This is a genomic window from Microbacterium pumilum, assembly GCF_039530225.1.
GTDB lineage: Bacteria > Actinomycetota > Actinomycetes > Actinomycetales > Microbacteriaceae > Microbacterium > Microbacterium pumilum.
In genome coordinates, this window is the sequence record NZ_BAAAOH010000001.1 from 4,358,911 (window position 1) to 4,379,934 (window position 21,024).

General features: G+C 66.8%; 16 protein-coding genes. 12 read left to right on the forward strand and 4 right to left on the reverse strand.

Annotated elements, in window-relative coordinates:
- Nucleotides 1-184 precede the first annotated feature (184 nt).
- On the forward strand, nucleotides 185-5,155 hold the full coding sequence (locus ABD188_RS19725; RefSeq protein ID WP_344066504.1) for an eCIS core domain-containing protein: 4,971 nt from the start codon (nucleotides 185-187) through the stop codon (nucleotides 5,153-5,155).
- Nucleotides 5,134-5,982, forward strand: coding sequence for a hypothetical protein (locus ABD188_RS19730; RefSeq protein ID WP_344066507.1), 849 nt, complete (start codon nucleotides 5,134-5,136; stop codon nucleotides 5,980-5,982). The genes ABD188_RS19725 and ABD188_RS19730 overlap by 22 nt, the downstream gene beginning before the upstream one ends.
- 498 nt (nucleotides 5,983-6,480) lie before the next feature.
- Here the strand turns inward: ABD188_RS19730 and ABD188_RS19735 are convergent, their stop codons facing one another.
- The 3 genes from ABD188_RS19735 to ABD188_RS19745 form a co-directional block, all read right to left on the reverse strand.
- Nucleotides 6,481-6,789 (reverse strand): Dabb family protein, encoded by a 309-nt coding sequence (locus tag ABD188_RS19735; protein ID WP_344066510.1) that lies wholly within the window; start codon nucleotides 6,787-6,789, stop codon nucleotides 6,481-6,483.
- A 113-nt stretch (nucleotides 6,790-6,902) separates the two neighbouring features.
- Nucleotides 6,903-8,630 carry a hypothetical protein gene (locus ABD188_RS19740; protein ID WP_344066513.1) on the reverse strand — a complete coding sequence of 576 codons (1,728 nt, stop codon included), beginning with the start codon at nucleotides 8,628-8,630 and terminating at the stop codon, nucleotides 6,903-6,905.
- A gap of 701 nt (nucleotides 8,631-9,331) precedes the next feature.
- Nucleotides 9,332-10,021, reverse strand: a complete 690-nt coding sequence (locus ABD188_RS19745) for a hypothetical protein (protein WP_344066516.1) — start codon at nucleotides 10,019-10,021, stop codon at nucleotides 9,332-9,334.
- Between the two features lie 609 nt (nucleotides 10,022-10,630).
- Here ABD188_RS19745 and ABD188_RS19750 point away from each other — a divergent pair.
- The 10 genes from ABD188_RS19750 (at nucleotide 10,631) to ABD188_RS19795 (ending at nucleotide 19,392) form a co-directional block, all read left to right on the forward strand.
- On the forward strand, nucleotides 10,631-11,161 hold the full coding sequence (locus tag ABD188_RS19750; RefSeq protein ID WP_344066518.1) for an RNA polymerase sigma factor: 531 nt from the start codon (nucleotides 10,631-10,633) through the stop codon (nucleotides 11,159-11,161).
- A 164-nt stretch (nucleotides 11,162-11,325) separates the two neighbouring features.
- Nucleotides 11,326-11,853 (forward strand): hypothetical protein, encoded by a 528-nt coding sequence (locus ABD188_RS19755; RefSeq protein WP_344066521.1) that lies wholly within the window; start codon nucleotides 11,326-11,328, stop codon nucleotides 11,851-11,853.
- A 24-nt stretch (nucleotides 11,854-11,877) separates the two neighbouring features.
- Nucleotides 11,878-12,813: an alpha/beta fold hydrolase gene (locus ABD188_RS19760; RefSeq protein ID WP_344066524.1), complete on the forward strand. Its 936-nt coding sequence runs from the start codon at nucleotides 11,878-11,880 to the stop codon at nucleotides 12,811-12,813.
- The gene (locus ABD188_RS19765; RefSeq protein WP_344066527.1) at nucleotides 12,810-13,853 is read left to right on the forward strand and encodes a hypothetical protein; all 1,044 of its coding nucleotides are present in this window, start codon (nucleotides 12,810-12,812) and stop codon (nucleotides 13,851-13,853) included. Before ABD188_RS19760 ends, ABD188_RS19765 begins: the two co-directional genes overlap by 4 nt.
- Nucleotides 13,854-14,011: 158 nt before the next feature.
- Nucleotides 14,012-14,851 (forward strand): hypothetical protein, encoded by an 840-nt coding sequence (locus tag ABD188_RS19770; RefSeq protein WP_344066530.1) that lies wholly within the window; start codon nucleotides 14,012-14,014, stop codon nucleotides 14,849-14,851.
- Between the two features lie 993 nt (nucleotides 14,852-15,844).
- Nucleotides 15,845-16,309 carry a group II truncated hemoglobin gene (locus ABD188_RS19775; protein WP_344066533.1) on the forward strand — a complete coding sequence of 155 codons (465 nt, stop codon included), beginning with the start codon at nucleotides 15,845-15,847 and terminating at the stop codon, nucleotides 16,307-16,309.
- A 269-nt stretch (nucleotides 16,310-16,578) separates the two neighbouring features.
- On the forward strand, nucleotides 16,579-17,055 hold the full coding sequence (locus tag ABD188_RS19780) for a hypothetical protein (RefSeq protein WP_344066537.1): 477 nt from the start codon (nucleotides 16,579-16,581) through the stop codon (nucleotides 17,053-17,055).
- A 229-nt stretch (nucleotides 17,056-17,284) separates the two neighbouring features.
- On the forward strand, nucleotides 17,285-18,463 hold the full coding sequence (locus tag ABD188_RS19785) for a hypothetical protein (RefSeq protein ID WP_344066540.1): 1,179 nt from the start codon (nucleotides 17,285-17,287) through the stop codon (nucleotides 18,461-18,463).
- A gap of 187 nt (nucleotides 18,464-18,650) precedes the next feature.
- Nucleotides 18,651-19,157, forward strand: a complete 507-nt coding sequence (locus ABD188_RS19790) for a hypothetical protein (protein WP_344066543.1) — start codon at nucleotides 18,651-18,653, stop codon at nucleotides 19,155-19,157.
- Nucleotides 19,123-19,392 carry a hypothetical protein gene (locus tag ABD188_RS19795; RefSeq protein ID WP_344066546.1) on the forward strand — a complete coding sequence of 90 codons (270 nt, stop codon included), beginning with the start codon at nucleotides 19,123-19,125 and terminating at the stop codon, nucleotides 19,390-19,392. Before ABD188_RS19790 ends, ABD188_RS19795 begins: the two co-directional genes overlap by 35 nt.
- A 79-nt stretch (nucleotides 19,393-19,471) precedes the next feature.
- On the opposite strand, the gene ABD188_RS19800 is transcribed toward ABD188_RS19795, so the two are convergent.
- On the reverse strand, nucleotides 19,472-20,767 hold the full coding sequence (locus ABD188_RS19800; RefSeq protein ID WP_344066549.1) for an FAD-dependent oxidoreductase: 1,296 nt from the start codon (nucleotides 20,765-20,767) through the stop codon (nucleotides 19,472-19,474).
- Between the last annotated feature and the right edge of the window lie 257 nt (nucleotides 20,768-21,024).

A 21,024-nucleotide genomic window follows, 5' to 3' on the forward strand; every position in this document is an offset into this window, starting at 1 on the left:
GCCGTCGTCGATAGCCACTTGGCATCACGGCACATGGGACGAAGGTCGCCGGAGGACTTCGACGACATGCTGCGCGGCCGATCGCGACGGTAGGCGACGCAGCGGTGACGTAGCCCGGCGGACGATCAAGCGGGGGATCCTCGCCCCGATCCCCGTCCAGCTCGCAGCCCTGACGGGAGACTTGATGCTTGCCGCCTCCCACGCCGAGCCCGCCCGGCGCGGGGCGGAACCGGCCGGCCCCCCTCCCCATCGCGAACACGAGAGGCGCCCTGCGCCGCCGTCCACCCTGGCCTACGAGCTCTCGCACGTCGTTCCGCCCCCGTCGCACCCATCCATCGCCCGCAGCCACGGTTCCGGACTGAAGAACCGACCGGAGCGGGGTCCCTCCGCATCGTGGCGTCCCGCCGGCGCGCCACTGGCCAGTGGAACCCGGGCAGACATGGAGAGCCACTTGGGCGTCGACCTGGCCGGCGTGCGGGTCGACACCAGCCCCCGGGCGGCCGCCGACGCCGCCGCGATCGGCGCGCTGGCGTTCACTCGAGGGACCGACATCGCCTTCGCGAGGGGCCGATTCGCTCCCAGCACCACCGAGGGACGCCGGCTGCTGGCGCACGAGCTGCGACACGCCAGCGCCGACGCGCACGACGGTCTGCTGCATCTGGCCGCCGACCCTGAGCGCGTCGCCGAACGCGTCAGCACCTCCTCAGAGTCGGGCGGAGTGCCTGCCGCGTCCGCGGTCACCGCCGACCAGTGGTTGCAGACGAACAGCCTGCGCCTCGTCCGAGAACTGGCCTCATGGCTCGTCGGTGTGCGGCTCAACCCGCCTCTCATGGAGCTGCACTGGCATCGATCGTCTGAAGACTTCGTCCGGAGTCTCATGGACCTGGCCGGATCCACAGCCGACGACGCCACGCGATCGCTCACCGCCTGGCTCCGGCCCGATCGGCTCTCCGACGCCGTGAACGTCGGACGTGACGTCGCCGTGCTTCGTTTCGGCAGCCCTCTCTATGAACAGGGCGTCCGGGAAGAGGTCGGTCGGCGCCTGGTGGCGCGCATCCTGGAGTCCTTCCAGCGCGTCGCGCCGCGAGTGGCCCGCGACGCCGCACGCGCCTGGACACCCGGGTCGCCGGGCTTCGCCCCGCCGTTGCAGATCGACCTCGGCAAGGTCCTGACCGTCCCCCTCGGATCGCCCACCTTGTTCTTCTACCTGGGGCCCGCCCCCACCGCGGGCGGAAGCTTCCGTCATCCTCTCGATCAGCCGGTGTACCTGTCACTGCGCACGACGGTGGACGTAGAGGCGGCGCTGTGGCGAGCCGAGCATCCGGAGGAGTTCACGCCCGAGGCCATCGAGCGGGATGCTGCGCAGCTGCGCGAGGTCTCCCTGGAGTACCTGGGCGGGCAGGGGCTGCCCAGCTGGGTGCGAGCCACGCCCGCTGACGCCACGGCGGAGGAGGTCGCCTTCGCACTCTACGGGCTGCCCGAGGCCGCCACGCGGTTGACGCCGGCCGCCCCGCTGTGGGGACTTCCCGCGGAAGACATCCCGCTTGCAGCGATCCCCGAGGCGCCCTCACTGCCGATCCCAGGTGTCATCCCGAAGGAGCGCGACACCGTGCCGCTGCGGGCGACCGTGCACAGCGCGATGTTCCAGGCCAACAGAGGCTCCCCAACCGAGACCCAGCTGCTCGACACCCCGTTCGCCGACACGGCCGCGATCGGCGCCGCATCGAAAATCCGCCCTACTCCCGGCGCCAACGATCTGCTCATCCTGGAGCGGCTGAGCGCCATGGTGGATCTGCTCGACGATATCGCCGACGTCGCCGGCGAGCTCATGCGGCCGCCCAGTGCTTCGCGCGTCGCCTATGTCATCGGCACGACCGGCCTCACGACCGTGCCGTGGGACCCGCCGGAGACCGTCGCCATGCGCGCCCGGGCAGAGCACATCCGGGCGCGCGTGGCCCGGCGGCGCGAATCGTTGGTCGGAGTGGGGGGCATCGTCGCGCTGTGGGACGGGCAGACCGCGGGCCAGCTCGACATCATGCTCAAGGTGACGCAAGGCCTGCACACAGCCGCGGCGATCGCCCGTCGATTCGCGGGGTGGCCGGCCGTCTACAAGCTCATTCAGGATGTGGCCACCGGCTACATCGAAGCGGCGGAGGTCTCCGACCTCTACGACCTGGGTCGCGCGCGCCTGGCTGCGGCCGAACGGCGCTCGGTGCTGTTCCCCGTCACCGCCATGGAGCTGTGGCTCGCGCAGATTCGCGCGATACTCGACGAGGCTCGCAAATCAGAGGTCGCCGCGGTTGATCCGGGCGACCCGGGCTTGACCCGGGACGTCTACCGGATGGACGCCATCGACGCCGACCTGCGCTCTCGGCTCGCCGCCGTCCGGACCCAGTTGATACAGGATCCCGCACAGGCCGAGACCGAGCTCATGGCGATCTTCGGCAGCCTCCAGTCGCTGCAGACGGGAGCCAGTGTCGCGCTCAACCTGGACACAGTCGACAGGGTCTGGCAGGCCCTGTACGACAGCCTGAGCATCTGGGGTGCGCTCCGAGGCGCCTTCCCGGGGAAACACGGCAATGAGATCGTCGAGGATGCGCTGGCCGAGACGCTCGTGGTCCAGGGCGAGTGGGAGGAGATCCTCGGCGTCTGGCGCTCGGGAGAGCACGACCGCGCACGTACGCTGCTCGACAAGAAGGCCAAGGGCACCTGGCTGACCTGGGTGCACAAGATGCAGTCGACCGTCGAGGACCAACAGGCGTGGGACCGCTTGATGACCTTCGCGGCGCTCGTCGGGATCGCTGTGCTGTCGGGTGGCATCGGCGCCTACGTCGAAGCCGCGGCGGGCACGGCCTGGGGCGTGGGCACCGCCGCCGGCACCGTGTGGGCCGAGCTGGGCGCCGCCGGTGTCGGCACGCTGGCCGAAGCCACGGTCTTCACGGGGCTCTCCTATCCGATGACCGCCCGGAGCCCCTCGGTGGGTGAGTTCGGCGAGCAGTTCGCGACAAACTTCCTCTTCATCGGCGGAGCGCGGGTGCTGGGTGCCGGCTTCGAAGCGCTCGCCGGCGTGGAGCGGTCCGCGAGCACGCTCGGGCGCGTGACGAAGGCGGGACTCCAGGGCGGGGCGATGCTGGGTGCGAACCTGGTCCTGGCCAACCGGGAGGCTCAACACCGCCGCGGCGAGGGGCTCACCTCGCAGGAGGTGGCATCGATCAGCCTGGAGAACGCCGCGTTCCTCGGGCTCGTTACGGTCGCCAACGGCCTGCTGCGGAGCCCGTTGCGCAACCTGCGTCTGGCCGGACGCATGCACGTCCTGGAACTGCGTCATCAGCGCACTCTGGCCGCGCTGGACGTCACGATGAAAGAGCTGCCGTCCGGTCGAGTGCCCGAGGAGATCTCACGCCGTCTGGCCGAGCGGGTGGAGCGGGCGCTGACCGCGGAGGACGCGCTGGCCGCCGAGCTGGCGAGCCGTGTCTCCGAGGCGGACGCGCTTCCGCAAGAACAGCGCGAGGCCGCCCTGCGGCGCTGGGGCATCGACGCCACGACCGCAGAGCACTTGAGGCGCGGCGCGGTCCGCAGTCAGGTGCTGTCGAATCTGCACCGGCTGCAGGGCATCCGGATCACGAGGTCGCTGCGGCCCCTCGGCACCGACTTCACCGTCGACTCGGCGATGTACGGCGAGGCGCTGGACTGGTTCCGCAGCCGGCCGGACACGACGGTCGTCTCGGCTGAGGGCAGCAGCGGGGTCGTCGAGCCCGGTCGGGGATCGGTGCAGCTCATCCTCAACCAACCGACGGTGCGCCCCCTGAGCGCGGCCCGCTCCTTCGTGGTGAGCGCCCTCGGCGAGGCATCCTTCCGCGTCATCGAGCGGATCGGCGGCGCCACCGGCGAGCTCGCCCCGCACGTGGAACTCGCGCGGAGTGCCGGGGAGGTGGCCGCCGAGCGGGGGCCGATCGTCAGGCCCAGCAGCGCGAGCGGAGGTCGCGCCTTCGCCGACCCGGTGCGCTGGGGACTGCCGGCCGAAGCGATCCAGGCGCTGCGGACGCGGCTGCTCGCATCGACCGACCTTGGCGCCGTTCAGCGGACGGCCGCCGAGGGGGGTCTCAACGTCGGTCAAGCTACGCTCAAGCGGGTCAAGAGCTATCTCTTCGACAGCGCCGGAATCGACTTCCTGCCCGAAAACGTGCAGTGGTGGCGGCGGTTGGCGACAGGCCGCGCGAGCGTCCACGACATCTCCATCCTCGTGCACGAGGTCGCCGAGAACCGGCGTTTGGAGCGGGTGCGCGGTCAGACCGGCTTCGACTACATGGGCGAGCGGTTCGAGGGGCTCTCCCGAAGCGAGCAACAGTACTGGCGGGCCGACTTCAACCGCATCTACGAGGAGGCCCACCGGGGCGCGCTCGAGGACGAGTACAACTTCGTCGCCGACCAGGTGAAGCGGCTGACGAACAACCGGGTCGTGGTGCGCCGCAACCAGGTTGCGGCGGTGGACCCGACAAGAGACGAAGGGCGGCGCTACATCCTCCAGGACGGGATTCCCCTGCAACAGCACAGCCAGTTCGCCGACTGGGTGGCCCGCGGGCAGGCGGAGGTCGAGATCGGCACATCCGCCGCGGAGAAGCTGCGGCTGTTCACCACCCATCCGACCCTGCGCGAGCTCGTCGGCGCCGTGAAGCGCCACGGCGGCTTCGCCCCGATGGCGCTCGAGGGCGGCGGGGCAGGCGGCGCGCGGACAGGTGAAGTCTCTGTGGGCCGCCGCGGCGGCGCCGCGTGGGATCCCTCGAAGTACACGTCCGTCACCCTCGAGGGCATCCTGACCCTTCCGTTCGCCGACGGCGCCACGATCGGACGTGAGCTGTTCGGGCGCGGTCGCGATTTGCTCGTGCGAGCCACTGGCCTGACCCCGACCCAGAAGGCCGATGCCTTCGAGCAGCTCGCCCAGCGGATCAACCGGGTCGATCCGAGCTGGATGGCCCGGCGGTCGCCGGCGACGAACGCGGCGGGATTCTTCACGGGAGAAGGGCGCCCATTCGGCTTTGCCGTGGACCACGACGGGGTGATCCGTCAGACGGACAACGTCGGTGCCACGCTGAAGTACGGACCGAACGCCGTCGTGACCATAGACTTCTCGACGTGGCAGCGGAGGTCCCCATGAGGCCGACGATCTATGACGCAGCAGAGCTGGCGCTGATCCGGAGCGGCCTGGAAGACCCGGATCCCGTCGAGCGAGCGTCCACAGCCGGACTCCTGTTGGCGCAGCCCACGACCGATGATCAGGTGCGAGAGCGCTTGCGGCGGCTCCTGTCAGACCAGAGTGTCGTCGACTTCCCGTCGCCAGCTGTCGCGGGCGAGCTGCGCCTGCTCGCAGGCCTCGCTCTGGCGGTCGCAGCTGAGGCGGCCGGTGAGCCTGGCGAGGTGCGCCTGCGGGCCGCGCCCCCCGTTGTCCGGCCGTGGGTTCTGCTCCCCGAGCGCGAGTACGTGCTGCGCGGGCGCACCCTGATCGACGAGCTGCTGGAGGAGCTGCCCGCGCCCGAGCGCTGGGAGCCGATCCGACCGATCGAGGCGGCGGACGCGTGGGAGGAGGACCTGTTCTCGAAGGACGCCGCCGTGCTCGTGAACGCCTTGAAGACGGTCCGGGACGCTCCGACGGGCGAACCCCGCGTGGTCGCGACGCTGGAAGGTCTGCTGAACGATCGCCGGATCGCTGCCCTGACGATCCCCTACCGCTTCGGCGAGATCCGCGTCCTGGCTGCCGCGGCGCTCGCGGCCGAACGCGCCGACACAGGCGACGCGCGGCCCGTGCGGTTGAAGGAATGCCCGCCGCTCCTGGGAACGGATGACCTTTGGAAGCTCGCCGAGGCGCACCGCATCGATACGAGCATCCGATCGGAGCCCGAACTGTACGCTGCCCTGCGCGATGCAGGCGCCCTTCCCCTGACCGACCTCGAACTGACGGCGCCGGCCTATCTGGGGTGGCTGTGATGACATCGGGCCGCGTAGCCGTCCTACGAGGCGGCGGCGCTGGGGTGCGGTCCGACCCGGGGTAACCGTCTCGAGAAGTCGCCATGACCGATCGGAAGCCGACCATACGCCGCGTCTCGCGGCGGTCGCTGGGCAACCTTGGCCTCCCGGCATCGCCGCCGTAATTGAGCGAAGCGAGCGCCCCCGGCATCTGCGCGTCTCATGGCGTTAACACGGCTGTCGTAGCATCGCGTCAAAGATGCGACCGCTCTTGAGAGTTCAGACCCGAGATGAGGTGAAAGCAGCGTGACGGCACCGGGGTATGAGGTCAGCGTCTGGGAGCGCTACGCCACCGAGTTCGCTCTTGCTTTCGCTGACAATCCCACACGCATCCGGGCGGTGCGGGAAGCCTACGTCGTCCACGAGTTCGATGTCGACCTGATCGCGCAACTCAGCGGCTTCCCTGTCTGGAGGATCCGACAGGCGATATCCGACGGGCTTCCACGGGCAAACTGACTCTCACGAATTGACGTCGAAGACGACGACCTCTTCTGCCCATCGAGAAATGAGCTGGGCGACGGGTTGATGCGCCGGATGAGGTAGGTATTCGTCTCGAGCTGAATTGCCGGTGAAGCTGACGATCAGCGCCCAGTCGAAGCCGCCGGCGAGGCCTTCCGGACTGGTGTTCGGCCCGCAATGGACGGCGAGGACGCCGGGGATCGCGTCTGGAAATGCGCCGGCAAGTCCGCGGAGTTCTTCCAGCGTGGCGGCGCTGACCGTTGGCTTCCAACGGACGAGTACAACGTGGACAACGGATGGAGTGGTCATCGTCACAGAGTGCCCTACTCGATCCTCATTCGGGTCACGCACGCGCATGGGGGCCACGAGAGCTGAGCTCCATTCGCTATGGAGTCCAAACGAACGCGCACCGCAACCCGTGCTCAGTGCAGTCGAACTCGTGGGGTGGGTGTGCTTGTCAGCTTGATGGTGTCGGCGCCGGCATACGTTCCGGCGACTCGCACGGAGATCCGCGACGCCAGGTCGCGCAAGCGCACGGTGTAGGTCTGCGCCGTCGCCCCGGCGATCGGGCCGCCGTTGCGCAGCCACTGATACTTCAGGACGACTCCGTCCGGGCTCCACGTTCCCACGTCAGCCCTGAGCTTCGCTCCCACTCGCGCCGCTCCCGCGATCGCAGGCCTGGTTCCCTCGATAACCGGGTCGGGTTCATCGAGGGGCGTCACGATGCCGTCGGTGGGGCATCCGCTCGCCTCTTCGAAGCGCAGATTGTCCACCAGCAGGACCGAGTCGGAGATGAGATAGTCCGTAGATTGAACCGAGATCACGACGTCCGTGTAGCCCGGTCCAGCGAGCGACTCCCCCGAAAGCGGGACGCGTGCCGTGACCGGCTGTGTCCAGCCGTCGATGCGCCAACCGGGCTCGACCGTGAACTCGAGCCCCGAACTCGGGCTGATCACCGCTCCGCCGGGTGCGCGGGCGAAGTTGTTCGGCGGCGCACCATCTTCGCCTCTGTCGACCGTTGGGCTCTCAACCGAGGCATAGTCGCTGTCGGCCGGCGGCACATCGATGTATTCCGGAACGAGTTCGGACCCGAACATGAGGTCCACCGCGAGGCACTCCTGACCCGCGGGCGGTGCGAGCATGAGCCGCACTCGTGTCTCATCGGTCTGCCAGAACAATTCGAACGGCGCAGAGTTGATGAAGGTCGACAATTCGGCCGACGCGTCGCCCGGCTCGAGAGCCTGCTCCGCATCACCGGTCGAGAGCACCGCGTAGGAGTTTCCTGCAGTCGGGAATCCGCGGATCGGGCGCGTCCCGACTGCGATCCCAGCGGGCACCACGAACTCGAGCGGGATGACGTCCTCGACCGCGCGGGCGCTGGCATAGGTTGTGGGGTCGGGGTCCATCGCTGCCAGCAACTGGTCGACTCCGTCGACCGGATCGGTCACCGCATACGGGATGAGCACGGGCCACTCGCTGTATCCCGGCTTGAGGGGGGTCATCGCGGCGAACAAGATCGGCATCCCGTCGGGGACGGTGATCGTCGGGTCGGTCTCGCCCGGGAGCACGACTGTGGTACTCAGGCGTTCGGAGGAATTGCTGGCCCATTGGAAGCCGACCGAATCCGGCGCGGGGGACAGCGTGCCCGGGCTGGCGGTGAGGATCGTCCCGGATGTTCCGAGCCCCCGGAAGTTCGGCTGGTCCGTGTCATCGAGGCTGAACGACGCGGCTGGAGTGTCGAGGGCGAAGTTGAGCTCCGCCTCATCGCCCGCCGTGAGCGTGACCGACGTCGCTGTGTCTGGTGTTGCTGCGTCAGGCCACCACTCTGTCGCGCGGGCCTCGGTTCGGGCCGACACGAGGTACGACCCGGGGGCGACCTCGATCTCGAACCCAGCTGAAGTGCGTGCGACGAACGAGAAGGCCACCGCGTGGGTGGGGTCGTCTGCGGGGTAGACCGTCACGAGCGCGGCCGTCAGCCCGTAGTCGGGATCTGTTTGGATGCCGGACACAGTGCCGGTGATGCGCGCCGACGCTGCGCCGGAGGCCGACGCTGCGCCGGAGGCGGGCGTTGCGACGGAGGCGACGGCGACGATGGCGAAGGCCGCGGCAAAGACTGCCGGAAAGCGGAGGTGGTGCCGAGTGAAGGACATGAACGCCCCTAGTGCGATCGACGGAATGGTGCGATGCAGACTGGCTCGGCTCCACACGCTAGCGTCTCAGCCTTCGCGGGGGAAGAGCACGCTCCCCACCTCCGTCACCGCAGAGATCAATGGCCAGCGCCGAGGCGAATAGCCGGGCGAGCGCGAATCGTGCCGTTGATCGATCGACGCAGGGGGCCCCTCGGGTCAGATGCGGCTCGGGCCGTGAGGAGGGCTTGCACGCCGGACGCGAAGACTGTGTCCGTAGTGGGGAACTGGTCGACGCCTGCCACGCCATTGCCGCAGATCGGGCGCGTCGATAGTGTGGCGGCGGGACGCGGATCGTTACAGGCACGAATGAGTACTGCAGCAGCTGCGAAGGCGGCTATGTGACCTGCACTTCCTGCCACGGCAGGGCACAGCCTGACGATTCAGTTCGCTGACCTCAGGGCGCCGCTCAGCCCACGACGCACCGATCAACACGTGCCGAGCGCATCCGTCCAGCACGCTCGTCCGCCGTGGAAACTGGATGCGCCTTGGTTGACCTGCCTGTTCGCGCATCACAGTGCTCTCCCTCTCGGGATGGTCGACCCAATCATTCGACGCGCAACGCCCGGTCGTGACGTGCCCCAGGCCATGACACGTCTTGCACGCAACAGGATGTACCCCCAATGGCTCTCCGGAACATCGCCGCGATTCGCCCAAAGGTGAACTCATAGATCTGTAGTCGGGTGCTGTGTCGTGCCCACACCGTGATCGGCGTCTGTCACCGAAGGTGCACTAGGCGGTCCGGCGACGCTGTCCCCGAGCAGAACGCACCATTTGTTGATCGCCAGCTTCAGCGCAATCACCGAATCAGGATCCAGTGGGGGGTTCCTGTGTCGGCTCGTGGAGCTCCTCGTACGAGAATTGTGCTCACCGTCCTCCTCCATATGGCTAATCTGATCCACCGCCTCTTGCCGGGCGTACGACCGCATCGCCACGATCAATCGCTCCCGCATCCACGCGTGTGGCCACGGCTGCCCCTCCGCGAACAGGCGATTGCCCATTGCGATGACATTCGTTATCTCGTGCGCTGCGAAACGGTTGGGGCCGTGCGAGAGGACATATATCAGCTGTGCCTGATACTCCCAAGTGATCGCCATGACGTACCGCGCCCGTCGCCGGAACAGTTGTGGGAACCGACCGGGCTTGATCCCCTTCTCCCCGAGAAGGACGTCCAAGGCTGCGATGCCCGCCGTGCGTTCCTGACTGCCGCCGACCATGTGAGAGAGCGCAGCGATAACCATCTCGTTCTCCCGCTGTCGATGCCCGCTCCATACAGTGATAGCGGCGGTGACGGCCGCGCCGATCAGCGCGCCGACTAACGCGTACGCCGCGACGACGACTTCCGCCGAATCCATGCCAACCCCCTAGATCTGATCGAGAGGAGCTCCTGGTAAGCAGGACTAGCGCATGCGCATGACAGTCACAACCGGGTGAGGGTCCTAACTGTCGCCTCCAACGGCGTGCTGGCCGACGAGGAATCCACATCGGCGACCAGGGATGTGTTGGCGGCATGACTGAGGTCACGGCGCCGGACGGCGATGACGGGCACCAAGACCTGGGCTTGGTTTCCCCCCAGCTCTCAACGAACGCATGCGGGCACAGCGCGCGGGCTTCTTGATCGAAGCAGGACCACTCCTTACTGCTGAAGTGGTTGGCGTCAGCCGGGAGCAGAACGCCTTCACACCGGCGCGCGCGGCGTCTATCCCCAGGCCCGACTGGGTGGATGACAATCGGCTCGGCTCCCGACTCCGGCTTGAATGCTCGGAGTCCGCCGCTCGCATCGGCCCCCCATCGGGTGGGTGGGTGCATTCGCGCTTCGAATCGCACCGTTTCGGACAAGGCTCCTCTCGGGTGACGCTTCTCGAGAGCTGGGCGGCTGCCACTGGGATTCTCGCCCGAGGGGGTCACGTCGATGACGTCCGGTTGTAAGGTTTGCTCGCGTCGGACGGCTTACAGAGTGATGGATGTTCTCGCTGATCGGAGTGGGGATGGTGGATTCGCGGCAGGAGACTTTCCGCACGCTGTTCGATGCCCACTATCCGGCGGTGTTCGGGTATCTGCGGCGTCGGGTGGCCGACGTGGAGGATGCGGAGGAGCTCGCTGCCGATGTGTTCCGTCTGGCGTGGGAGAAGCAGGATCCGCGCTCTCCGTTTCAGCGAGCCTGGCTGTTCAGGGTGGCTGCGAATCGGTTGACCGACTGGTACCGCCGACAGGGACTGCGTCGTGATGTCGAAGCGGCATTGCGGTGTCGCCTAGAGGAGGCTGCCTCGCGGATCGGCGTCGAGGACTCCGTCGCGGTGCGCGACGCCGTACGGGCGTTGCCGTTTCGAGAGCAGGAAGCTCTGCAGCTGACGTACTGGGATGGGATGTCGGCGTCGGAGATTGCGGCCGTTCTGGATTGCAGCACGGCGGCCGTCTGGACGTTGCTGTCCAGAGCGCGGGCGCGGCTGCGCGCTATGTTGGGCGAGCCCTCGCTAGAGGGGAGTGCGAAATGAGCACACAACTGGAGTCACGGATTGCGGAACTGATGCAGGCCGCGGATCCGCACCCGGGACTGAGGAATGCCCCGATTGGGCCGCGGCAAAGCGCGTTGCGTGACGAGATCATGGCGGCGGCTCCCCATCCTCCTCGCTCGCATAGCCGACGCTTGGCGAGTTGGGTGCATCACCTCGCCACGCCTGCGTTCGCGGTCGCTCTCGCCCTTGTATTCGTCGCCGCGGTGGTCGGAACCGTCGCGGTGACTGTCCTGGGCCTGCGAAACCAGGTTGCGTCGGTTCCAGACGGCGACACGCCCTATGTGACCGTGGACCCTCCGACCGGCGGAGTCGCGCCGACGCTGTTACCTGGTGTGCCAGTCCCGGCTCCGGGTGCACACGCTGCCTTGGCACAGGATCCGGCGCTGACATGGGAGAGCTTGCACGGCGCCCTCCTATGGGTGGAGGGACAGCGGCTCGATTACACGTCGCTGCAGGGGTTCCAGCGGCTCGACGCCGTCCAGCCCTGGACCGCCGAAAAGCTGGATGGCGGCACGTGCATTCTGCTCCGCACCGACGATGGATCGGGGTTCGATCAGATGGCGTGCGATTCCGACGGCCTGCCAGCCACGGTCGACCGAACCCTCAACGGCGCGGTTCTGCGGTTCACGCTCAAGGGGGAGGTCATCGATGTATACGTCACCTCGCCGTGACGGGAGCGGAAAGGTCCACCATCCATGAATCGATCGCTCTCGCTGGTCGGCATCACCGCAGCGGTGTTGGTGCTCGTGGCGTGCGCGGGCCGAACGCCAGATGGGACCAACACTCACTCGTCTGCAGCAAGCAGCCCCGCTCCTGTGACCGAGACTCTTCCCGAGGTCAGTCTCCCGGTCGCCGAAGGCGCAGACGTGGACGGAGTCGTCGCGGTCGAGGGGCATGATCTGGCCGTCCACTGCAAGGGATCCGGACACCCCACGCTGGTCATCCTGCACGGTTGGATCGACCAGCCGGGAATCACGTCTTACGGCTACTACGGCGCCCTCACGAACGAGCTTGAGCCGGACTTCCGTGTCTGTAGTTACGACCGCGCCAACGTCGGCGACAGCGAAGCCGTGCCCGGGACACAAACCCCGGAGATGGTTGTCGGTGACCTCGACGGACTGATGGAGACTATCGGCGACCCGGGGCCGTTCATTCTCATCGGCCAATCAGCCGGCGGGATGGTCGCCTCGGCATACGCGGTCGCGCACCCGGGCAAGGTCGTCGGAATCGTGATGGTCGACGCCAGCTTCGATGAGGAGATCACCCTCGAAGACGTCGGCATGGTCCCCGACGGCGTCGGTCCCTGCGACCCCGAGAACCGCAGACGCGACGGCGAGGAGTCCTTACAGAAGATCGACAACTGCGCCATGTACAAGTGGGCATACGAGCGACGCGACCTCAGACCAAAGGTTCCCCTCGTCTACCTGGCGGCGGAGCACGCGCCCTGGAGCGACCAGACCGAACTCGGACCTGCCTACGCTGAGGCGATCATCCCGCTGCAACAGTCTTACGCCGCGAGCTGGTCTCCAGGAAAGTTCGAATGGGTCGACTCCGGACACGACATCCACAGCGAGAACCCCGGTGCCGTCGGTGACGCCGTTCGTTGGATCGTCAAAGAAGGCAACAAGTGACCATCCGCAACAATGCAACCCACCTTGGATCAGCGTCGTCGCCGATTCGGGCGCTGTCGATTCTGATCCTCCTCTTTCTCACGTCGTGCGCATCGCCAGCGGCGACGAGCCCTACGTCGTCGCCCACGAAAACCCGGGCCGCGGACGAGGAAACCCACGGCGCAATCGATTCCGGTCGAATCCTGTTCGCGGTAGAAGGGTCGACCAGCTCAGGCGGCACCGAGCTGAGAGTTCTCGACGGCAGCGAACTGCAACAGGTGGTGACCGGCGATCCCACGTTGGCTCACGTCGCGTGGGCGGGCGGCAACGCGATCGTGTACGACAGCGAGCCCACCCCGGGCCGCCGGGTGTTCCGCCGGGCGGACTACCGCGAGCCGGCCGCCGAACCGGTCGCCCCGGATGCACCTGCGGGAAGCGCCGACGCCGGTGTCTCACCGGACGGGATGCTGGTGGCGTTCGCCGCGTCGATGCCACTGGACGGAGGGGCCGTGGGTCTGTCCGTCGTACCAGTACAAGGCGGCGAGGCCGTCAGGGTCACACCGCCGAATGCCGAACAGGTCCTCCTGCCATACGATGACTACCCGTCGTTCTCGCCCGATGGAAACCAGATCGTCTATCTCCAGGTCACCACCGCCTCCGATCGTGGAGATCCGCTTACAGGAGACCTGCTCGTCGTCCCTGTCAGCGGCGGCACTCCTCGCCTCGTCGCATCCGAAATCCCATCGCCGGGCCCGCCTCGGTTCTCGCCGGACGGCGAGCAGATCCTCTTCCACCGCGAGAACTCGGGTGGGACGAACCTGTCTCTGTGGACGGTGCCGGCCAGTGGCGGTGAGCCCCGCGAGCTGTTCGCGGTGCCGCCCCACGCCAACGCGTTCAACGCGGACTGGTCACCGGACGGGACACAGCTGGTGTTCGAGTGGTACCAGGACGGTTGGGACCGCAACGAGCTGCGAGTCTCCAACCTCGACGGCTCCGACACACACACGATCTGGAGGGGTACGAGCCGAACGACCGCCGAAACCCCCGACTGGGCGGCCTGATCCAAGACCCGTGCGTCCGTTCGGCGACCCGCCTCCGAGCCGGCTGTTCAAGTCCGTTCGGGCCGGCCCGCGTCGGCGCCTGCCACGCCATTGCCGCAGATCTGGCGCGTCGATAGTGTTTGGCGCATCGCGATGGCAGGCCTGGAGGGAGGGCTGCTATGCCTCAGGTCGGGTTCCGGGAACATCCGTCTGCCGCCCTGGAGTACTGGTTCTTCAAAGTCAACGCCGGTCCGATCGCGCTGATCGTGGATTGGATCGAGCGTCGCCGGCGCGGAGACCATGTCCTGCGGGTGAGTGTTCACTCGCCATACAAGCGAGAGGTCCTCTTCGACGAGTTGCCGTCGTGGATGCCTGGAGAGAACTTCATGACCACCGAGCGCTGCGCGGGGCATGCCGGCGAGGTCTCGTGGGATCTGACCATCGACGTGGTCGGTGAACCCGTCATGCCGGACATCTTTCCTGCCGGACTGCTGAAGGTGCCCGACCTCGCAACCTACGGATGGCCGTTGGCGACCTTCACCGGCTGGATCCGGCATGGTCCCGAGCACGTCGCGCTGACCGCGGTACCCGGATCCATCACCCAATACTGGGGTCGCCGACTTGCCACCGAGTGGTGGTGGGTATCGGCCCACCAATTCGATCGTGGCGATACAGCACTGGAGGGCACCGTCCTGAGATCTCGAGTCTGGGGAACACCGGTTCGCGTACCGCTGGCATACTTCTTCGTCTCTCAGGAGGGAAAGGCTGAGTTCATCGTCACTCCCCCGGGCAGCGTGCGAGTGGAGGGAACTCCGGAGGAGTTCCGGGTGGACATCCGCCGTCGCCACCGAGAAGTACTCACTCTCTTATGCGCGGGTCGCGAGTACGGCGACTTCGGCGACGGGATCGTCAATACCCTGGTCGGTGACATGGAGGTGCGAGAGGGCGACCGCGTTCTTGCACGGGCGACCGGGACAGCCGGACTGGAGCGGCGGTCCCCGAACGCTGAGCAACACTGAGCGCCGCTGATCGGATAACCCCATCCTCGGTGTCGCAACGGCTGGTTGCCAAGATCAAACGGGAGCGCTCGCCAGGGCAGTGCTCAAAGGCGATCACGCGGCCCCGCGACATCCTGGGGCACGGCCACACCGAACCTCGGACCGTGACGCGAGCCCTTCGCCGGTATGAGCAGAGTTCGGTTGCCGGGCGGGCTCTATCCGATGGGTTCGAATTCGTTGAGACGCCAGGTCTGGTCGAATCAGGCCTCTGGTCAGCGATATGGAATCGTCAGGCTGTTCCAGTGCCGTGGCAGGAGGTGCACGTGACAAAGCCGCCCTGGCAGCTGCTGCAGTACTCATTTGTGCCCCTAACCGTCCGCGTTCCGTTGCACCGCCAACATGGAACGACCTTGTTGCCGTAACAGGTGCCGCAGGTTTGAGACGGACTCGACCAGGCGCCGAAGTCAGACTGACCGATCGATGATTGCGGGGACGCGCGATATCGGTCCACACCGTAGTTTCCACTGCCGGACGAGCCAGAACGACGCACCGTCGCAAGGTAGACGAAGAAGAGCACATAGCCGACGAGTGGGATCCAGCCAACCAGGATTGGAGCCACTCCCCAGCCGATCCGACCGCCTATGCTCTCCGAACCAGACATTCCCCCGACCCAGGCGACGAATCCGAGGACGTACCCGATGAGGATCGGAATCAGCGCGATGCCAGCCAGAAGCAGCCAGCCACCCATACTCGTCGTGGACTCATCCATCGCGCCCCCAGAGTGCGAATCGACCACCGCCAGACATCTGAAGCCCGTGCGCATCCACATGCTAGCGGTCGAATCCCGCAGCCTGTTCAACCGGCGACGTCCACGGGACCGCCTGATTCGAGTGGCATCACGCAGGCGCCTTCGAGGAGTCGCCGCGATCATGGAGACCCACTTGCGCCACGAGGAGCGCACCCTGCTCGACCTGGATCGGCTCGGGAGTATTGCAGAAGTGCGACACTGAGCGCATGGGTACGGTCTATGAGGCTGCAGGCGGCGTCGAAGGGCTGGAGCGGCTGGCTGGCGCGTGGCACGCGAGGGTCATGGCGGACGACGTAGTCAGCCACGCCTTCAGCCATGGCTTTCATCCGGAGCACACGAAGCGGCTCGCGGCATACTGGGCAGAGGCGCTCGGAGGACCGACGACGTACACGGGTGAGTACGGCAGCGAAACCTCGGTCGTACGGATGCACAGCGGAAACGGCGTCCACGACGAAATGGATCGTCGAGCCATCGTCTGTTTCGATCAGGCCCTGGTCGACGTTGGTCTGGCAGAGGGAGACCCTCTCCGAGAGGCGCTTCACGACTATTTCGCGTGGGCCACCACAACGACGATGTCCCGCTACCACCGCTCCGCAGAGGATGTACCCGACCACCTCGAGATTCCACGTTGGTCGTGGACGGGACTGGTCGACATACCTGCAGGCGATTGACGAGTCAACGGATCCTTCACCGGGCAGGGCGCAGCGCCATCAGCGACCCCTTCGTCCCGGTGTGAGCGGACGCATTGACGGGTGGCCGGCAGCGTGGGACAGTCGGTCAGCACCCAAGGCGGCCCGCCGGCCAGCACATCGATGTGTCAATGGAGGTTCTTGTGTCGCGTATTGCGAGAGTCCTGTCGCTCGCTGCAAGCGTCGTCTTAGCCTTCGCGGCATTCGGGAGCACGGTCCCGAATAGAGAGCTTCGTCATGATCTCGCGGCGGTGTGGACGACGGTCCTCGCAACACCGAGCGCGCAGAATCCGTTCGGCACGGGTGGAGCCGCGTACGCGTGTATCGAACTTCACCGGACTGTTGCGCCGTTCGCGCCCGACGGGGTCGAGTCCTGCACTGTGAAGCCGGGTACGAAGATATTCGTGATGGCGGCATCGTTCGAGTGCAGCACATTCGAAGGAAACGGGACCACTGAAGAGGAACTCCGCGCGTGCGCCAGGACGGGCGACCCGGATGTCGCGCCCAAGGTCACCGTCGACGGGAAGCGAGTGCGAGTGGCTGAGGCCGAAACCCGGCTCCTCAATATCGTCCTGCCGGATGACAACATCTTCGGGCTGCCGAGCGGATCCGAAGGATTGTCTGTCGCGCACGGCTGGGTTGCGCTTCTGCACCCCCTGAGGCCGGGAAAGCACACGATCCTCATCGGCGACTCGATCACGACGACCATCGTCGTACGTCACAGGTAACGCGGCGCGGTCACGCCACTCTCTCACTCCCGCCAATGGCACTGGGTAACTGCCGCGTCTCGGGGGGGCCGAAAGGCCACGGGATGTCGTAGTCGCACGATCCGCTGATGCCTGAGCGCCTCGATCCGTCCTGCGGGACGAAGCGCAGGAGAGTGCCTTGCCGATGGCTCTGCCGAGCAGGACAATTCAGTCACACCCGACAGCAGAACAGTTCAGGTACGGAGAACCAATGAACGTTCGGCGTGGTTGGGGATTGATCGCCGTGGTCATCACGGCGTTGGCGGGGGTGGCGCCGCTGCAACCTGCGACGGCATCCGTGGGATCAGTCTCGGCGCAAGCGACGAAATGGCGTGATCTGGGCACTCTCGGCGGCGACGCGAGTTTCGGGGTAGCCATCAATGCGTTGGGTCAGGTCGCAGGGACTGCCGAAACGGCAGACGGGTCAAGCCATGCGTTTCGATGGACGGCGTCGGGCGGAATGCAGGATCTGGGCACTCTCCGCGGGGTCGAGACGTTTGCGCGCGCCATAAACGTCTTGGGTCAGGTCATGGGGGTTTCACACCCCACCCCCGACGACGAGTCGGATCCCGACAATGCAACACGCGGGTTCCGGTGGACGGCGTCAGGCGGAATGCAGGACCTTGGCACGCTCGGTGGGTGTTGCACCTTCCCCAGGGGGATCAACGATCGGGGGCAAATCGTGGGGTACTCCCTCTTGAGAAATGGGGACACTCATGCATTCCGGTGGACGGCGACGGGCGGCATACAGGATCTCGGTAGTCTCGGCGGCTACATCAGCGCCGCGACGGGGATAAACGCATTGGGTCAGATCACCGGGGACGCGGATACGGCCGACTTGTCGAGTCATGCGTTTCGGTGGACGCCGTCTGGCGGAATGCGGGATCTGGGAACACTCAGCGGGCGGTACAGCTCTGGTGATGCGATCAATGCCCTTGGTCAAGTAGTCGGGCGACACCTCAACGCCGAAGGTTCATTCCAGGCGTTCCGCTGGACGGCGTCAGGGGGGATGCAGGATTTGGGCGCCTTCTACCCCACTGGAATCAATGCGCTCGCCCAGGTCATCGGATACGGAAACGTAGGAAACGGGAAGTCTTCGCATGGGTTCCGGTGGACATCCGCTACAGGACTGCAGGATTTGGGCACCCTCGGCGGCAAGAGCAGCTTGGCCATGGGAATCAACGATCTAGGACAGATTGCGGGGACCGCCGAAACGAGCGTGGCGCTCGAATGGCATGCTTTTCGGTGGACGCCATCAACTGGCATGAGGGACCTCGGCGTGCCTGGCGCGAGCAGCGGTGCGTCTGCGATCAATATTCGTGGCCAAATCACCGGAAGCTTCATCCCCGCAGACGGGCGCAGCAACCATGCGTTCCTGTGGACCCCGTAGTGCGGAGAATTCACCACGACGTCTGCGTCATCGGGCTTGACACCCGCCATGGCACGATCCTTGGCGCGTATCCAGACGCCGCCGGCGACGAGGGCCCTGGTTCGATCCGTGTCCCAGCGGCGGCCGGCGCAGATCATGTGAGGGGGGCGAACCCCATGCTCCTGAACGCGCTGCGAGACTGACGGTCATGAGGACTGCCGTATCCGCCAGCGTCGATGATCCGGTATTTGAAGGCTGGGTCGCTCATTTTGCTGCCAACCGGGCGCGCCACGAGGCCATCGAGGCCCACGTCGACTGGGACGCGCCGGCCGATCTGCCCGACGTCGTTCGGAGCGCTGTCATCCGGTCGTTCCAGCGGTTCGAACTGGGCGAGGGGGGCGAGGGTGGGCATCTCTTGCGGAAGGCCTCCGGCCGCAGCGCAGCTCAGCAGGAAGCTCTGCGCATGCTCGTGGCGGAGGAGCAGCTGCATTCCGGACTGTTCCGGCGCGGTCTACGACACCTTGGCGCTCCCCCATTGGCCAGCCACTGGTCGGATCGTGTGTTCACATACCTGCGCCGGTCTCTCGGGTTACGGACCGAGCTGGCGTTGTTTCTCACCGCCGAGGCTGTCGCCATGCCGTACTTCGTCGTCCTCGCGCGTTCGGGGCCCGACGAAGTGAGTGATCCGGGCAATCGGCACACGAATCGCCCTTGATGAGGAGCATCACCTGGCGTTCCAGATCGATCAACTGCGTCTCGGGTGCGCGGCGCTCCCAGCTCTCGTGCGCGCGCTGCTGTTCGCCGCGTGGTGGTGCGTCGCGGTCGGCGCGGCTACTGTCGTCGCGATCGACCACGGGCCGGCTTTGCGGGTTTGCGGGCTCGGCGTCGGCTCCTATTGGGGCGCCGCATTGCGTTCGTTCCGTCGAGCAGCCGTCGCCACGCTCGCGTGAGCCACGTACGAACGACGGAATCGCGTGTCTTGCATCTCCGCGGACCGGGCACATCCCGGGGCAGGGCGGCACGAGGAATCTATCGACGCCGGGCACGGGTGCGCACGTTCGAGGCCACCGACCTGAGCACCACCGAGGGTGCCGCCAGTGTGCTGGGGTGCGCGTTCATGAAGGCCACCTCATTGAACGCCGTCGCGACCGGAATGTCGACCACGGCGGCAGCGAGGACCTGACCGACCAGCGCGCGCTGCAACCGGATCGGCAGTGGCGGCCGGCTGGTCTCGAGCCGCTGGGCGTCGCTCTGGGTGGACAGATCCCACGCGGCATCCACGACGACCTTCTGCAGCTCGAAGAAGCGGGTCGCCACACCGGTCGCATCGGACGCGCCACACAGGTATTCCGACAGGCATGACGCGTGCAGCGCGGCCGCGGACATGCCCTGGCCGTAGATCGGGTTGAAGGACGCGACGGCGTCCCCAACACTGATCAGACCACCCGGAAGGCGGTCCAACCGGTCGTAGCGGCGCCGTCGCGCGTCGGCAAGCCGGAAGGTGTGCACCTCTCCTATCGGCTGGTTGTGCGCGACCTCTGCGAAGACCGGGGGGAGGTCGGCGCAACGGGCCAGGAATCCGTCCCAGTCCTGGGGCGGCCGATCCTCGCCATATGTCATCTGCAAGAGCATCCATCGGCCGTTCTCGACGGCGGTGAGCGCCGCGTGCGTCCTCTTCGGGTAACCGGGCGAGACGCGGGAGGTCGCCGCGGCGACCTGTGGGTCGTTCTCGGAGCGAGCGAAGTACGCGGTCGCATAGTTCACGTCGATCTGCATGCGCTCCAAGGGCGGCGGTTCCCACCCGTCGCGCTCCAACCACGCCGCCAGCCGGCTGGATCGGCCCATCGCATCCACGACGAACTCGGCCGGCATGACACCTTCGTCGTCCGCGGCCGTTACCCGGACGCCGCTGACACGCCCCTCGCGATAAGTCAGCCCCGTCGCCGCTCTCTTCAGCAGCCGCACGTTCGCCAGTGCCAGGGTGCGACGGCGCAGCAGTGCTTCGATGAAGGTCCGGCTGCCGTTGAGCAGCATCACGTTCGGCGCGGTCACCGCCCGCACGTCGTCGATCCACTGCTCACTCTGGTGCGCCGCAGAGGCAACCGCGCCGTGTTCGACAGCCTCCCGCCCGAACCCCGGGAACCACCGCTCGATCTGCGCACGTCCGCCGGGCAGCAGCGCGTGCACCTGAAGTCGCTGCGGAACACCACGGCGTTCGCCGCCGACCTCGTCCGCGTCCCCGTCCCGCTCGAGAATGACCACCTCAGCGGCGTGGTCGGCGAGCACCCGTGCGGCCATCAGACCCGCGACGCTGCCTCCCAGCACGACCGCACGCCGCAATCGCACGGAGGCGACATCCGGTCGCTCCCGTGTGCTGAGCCGGGCGAAAACCTTCGCCGGAGATTCGCTGAACGGTCGCTCCTCTCAGAGACGGTCAGACGAGCGTGTCAGGTCATGCCACGGATGGTCAATCACAATTCAGCGCGGATGTCCTACGCCGACCGACGCCGGAAGGTCACCGGCGTCCCCGCCCGGCTCGGCAGCGGTCGAGCAACGCAGCATCGTGGTCGCCGCGACGGGCA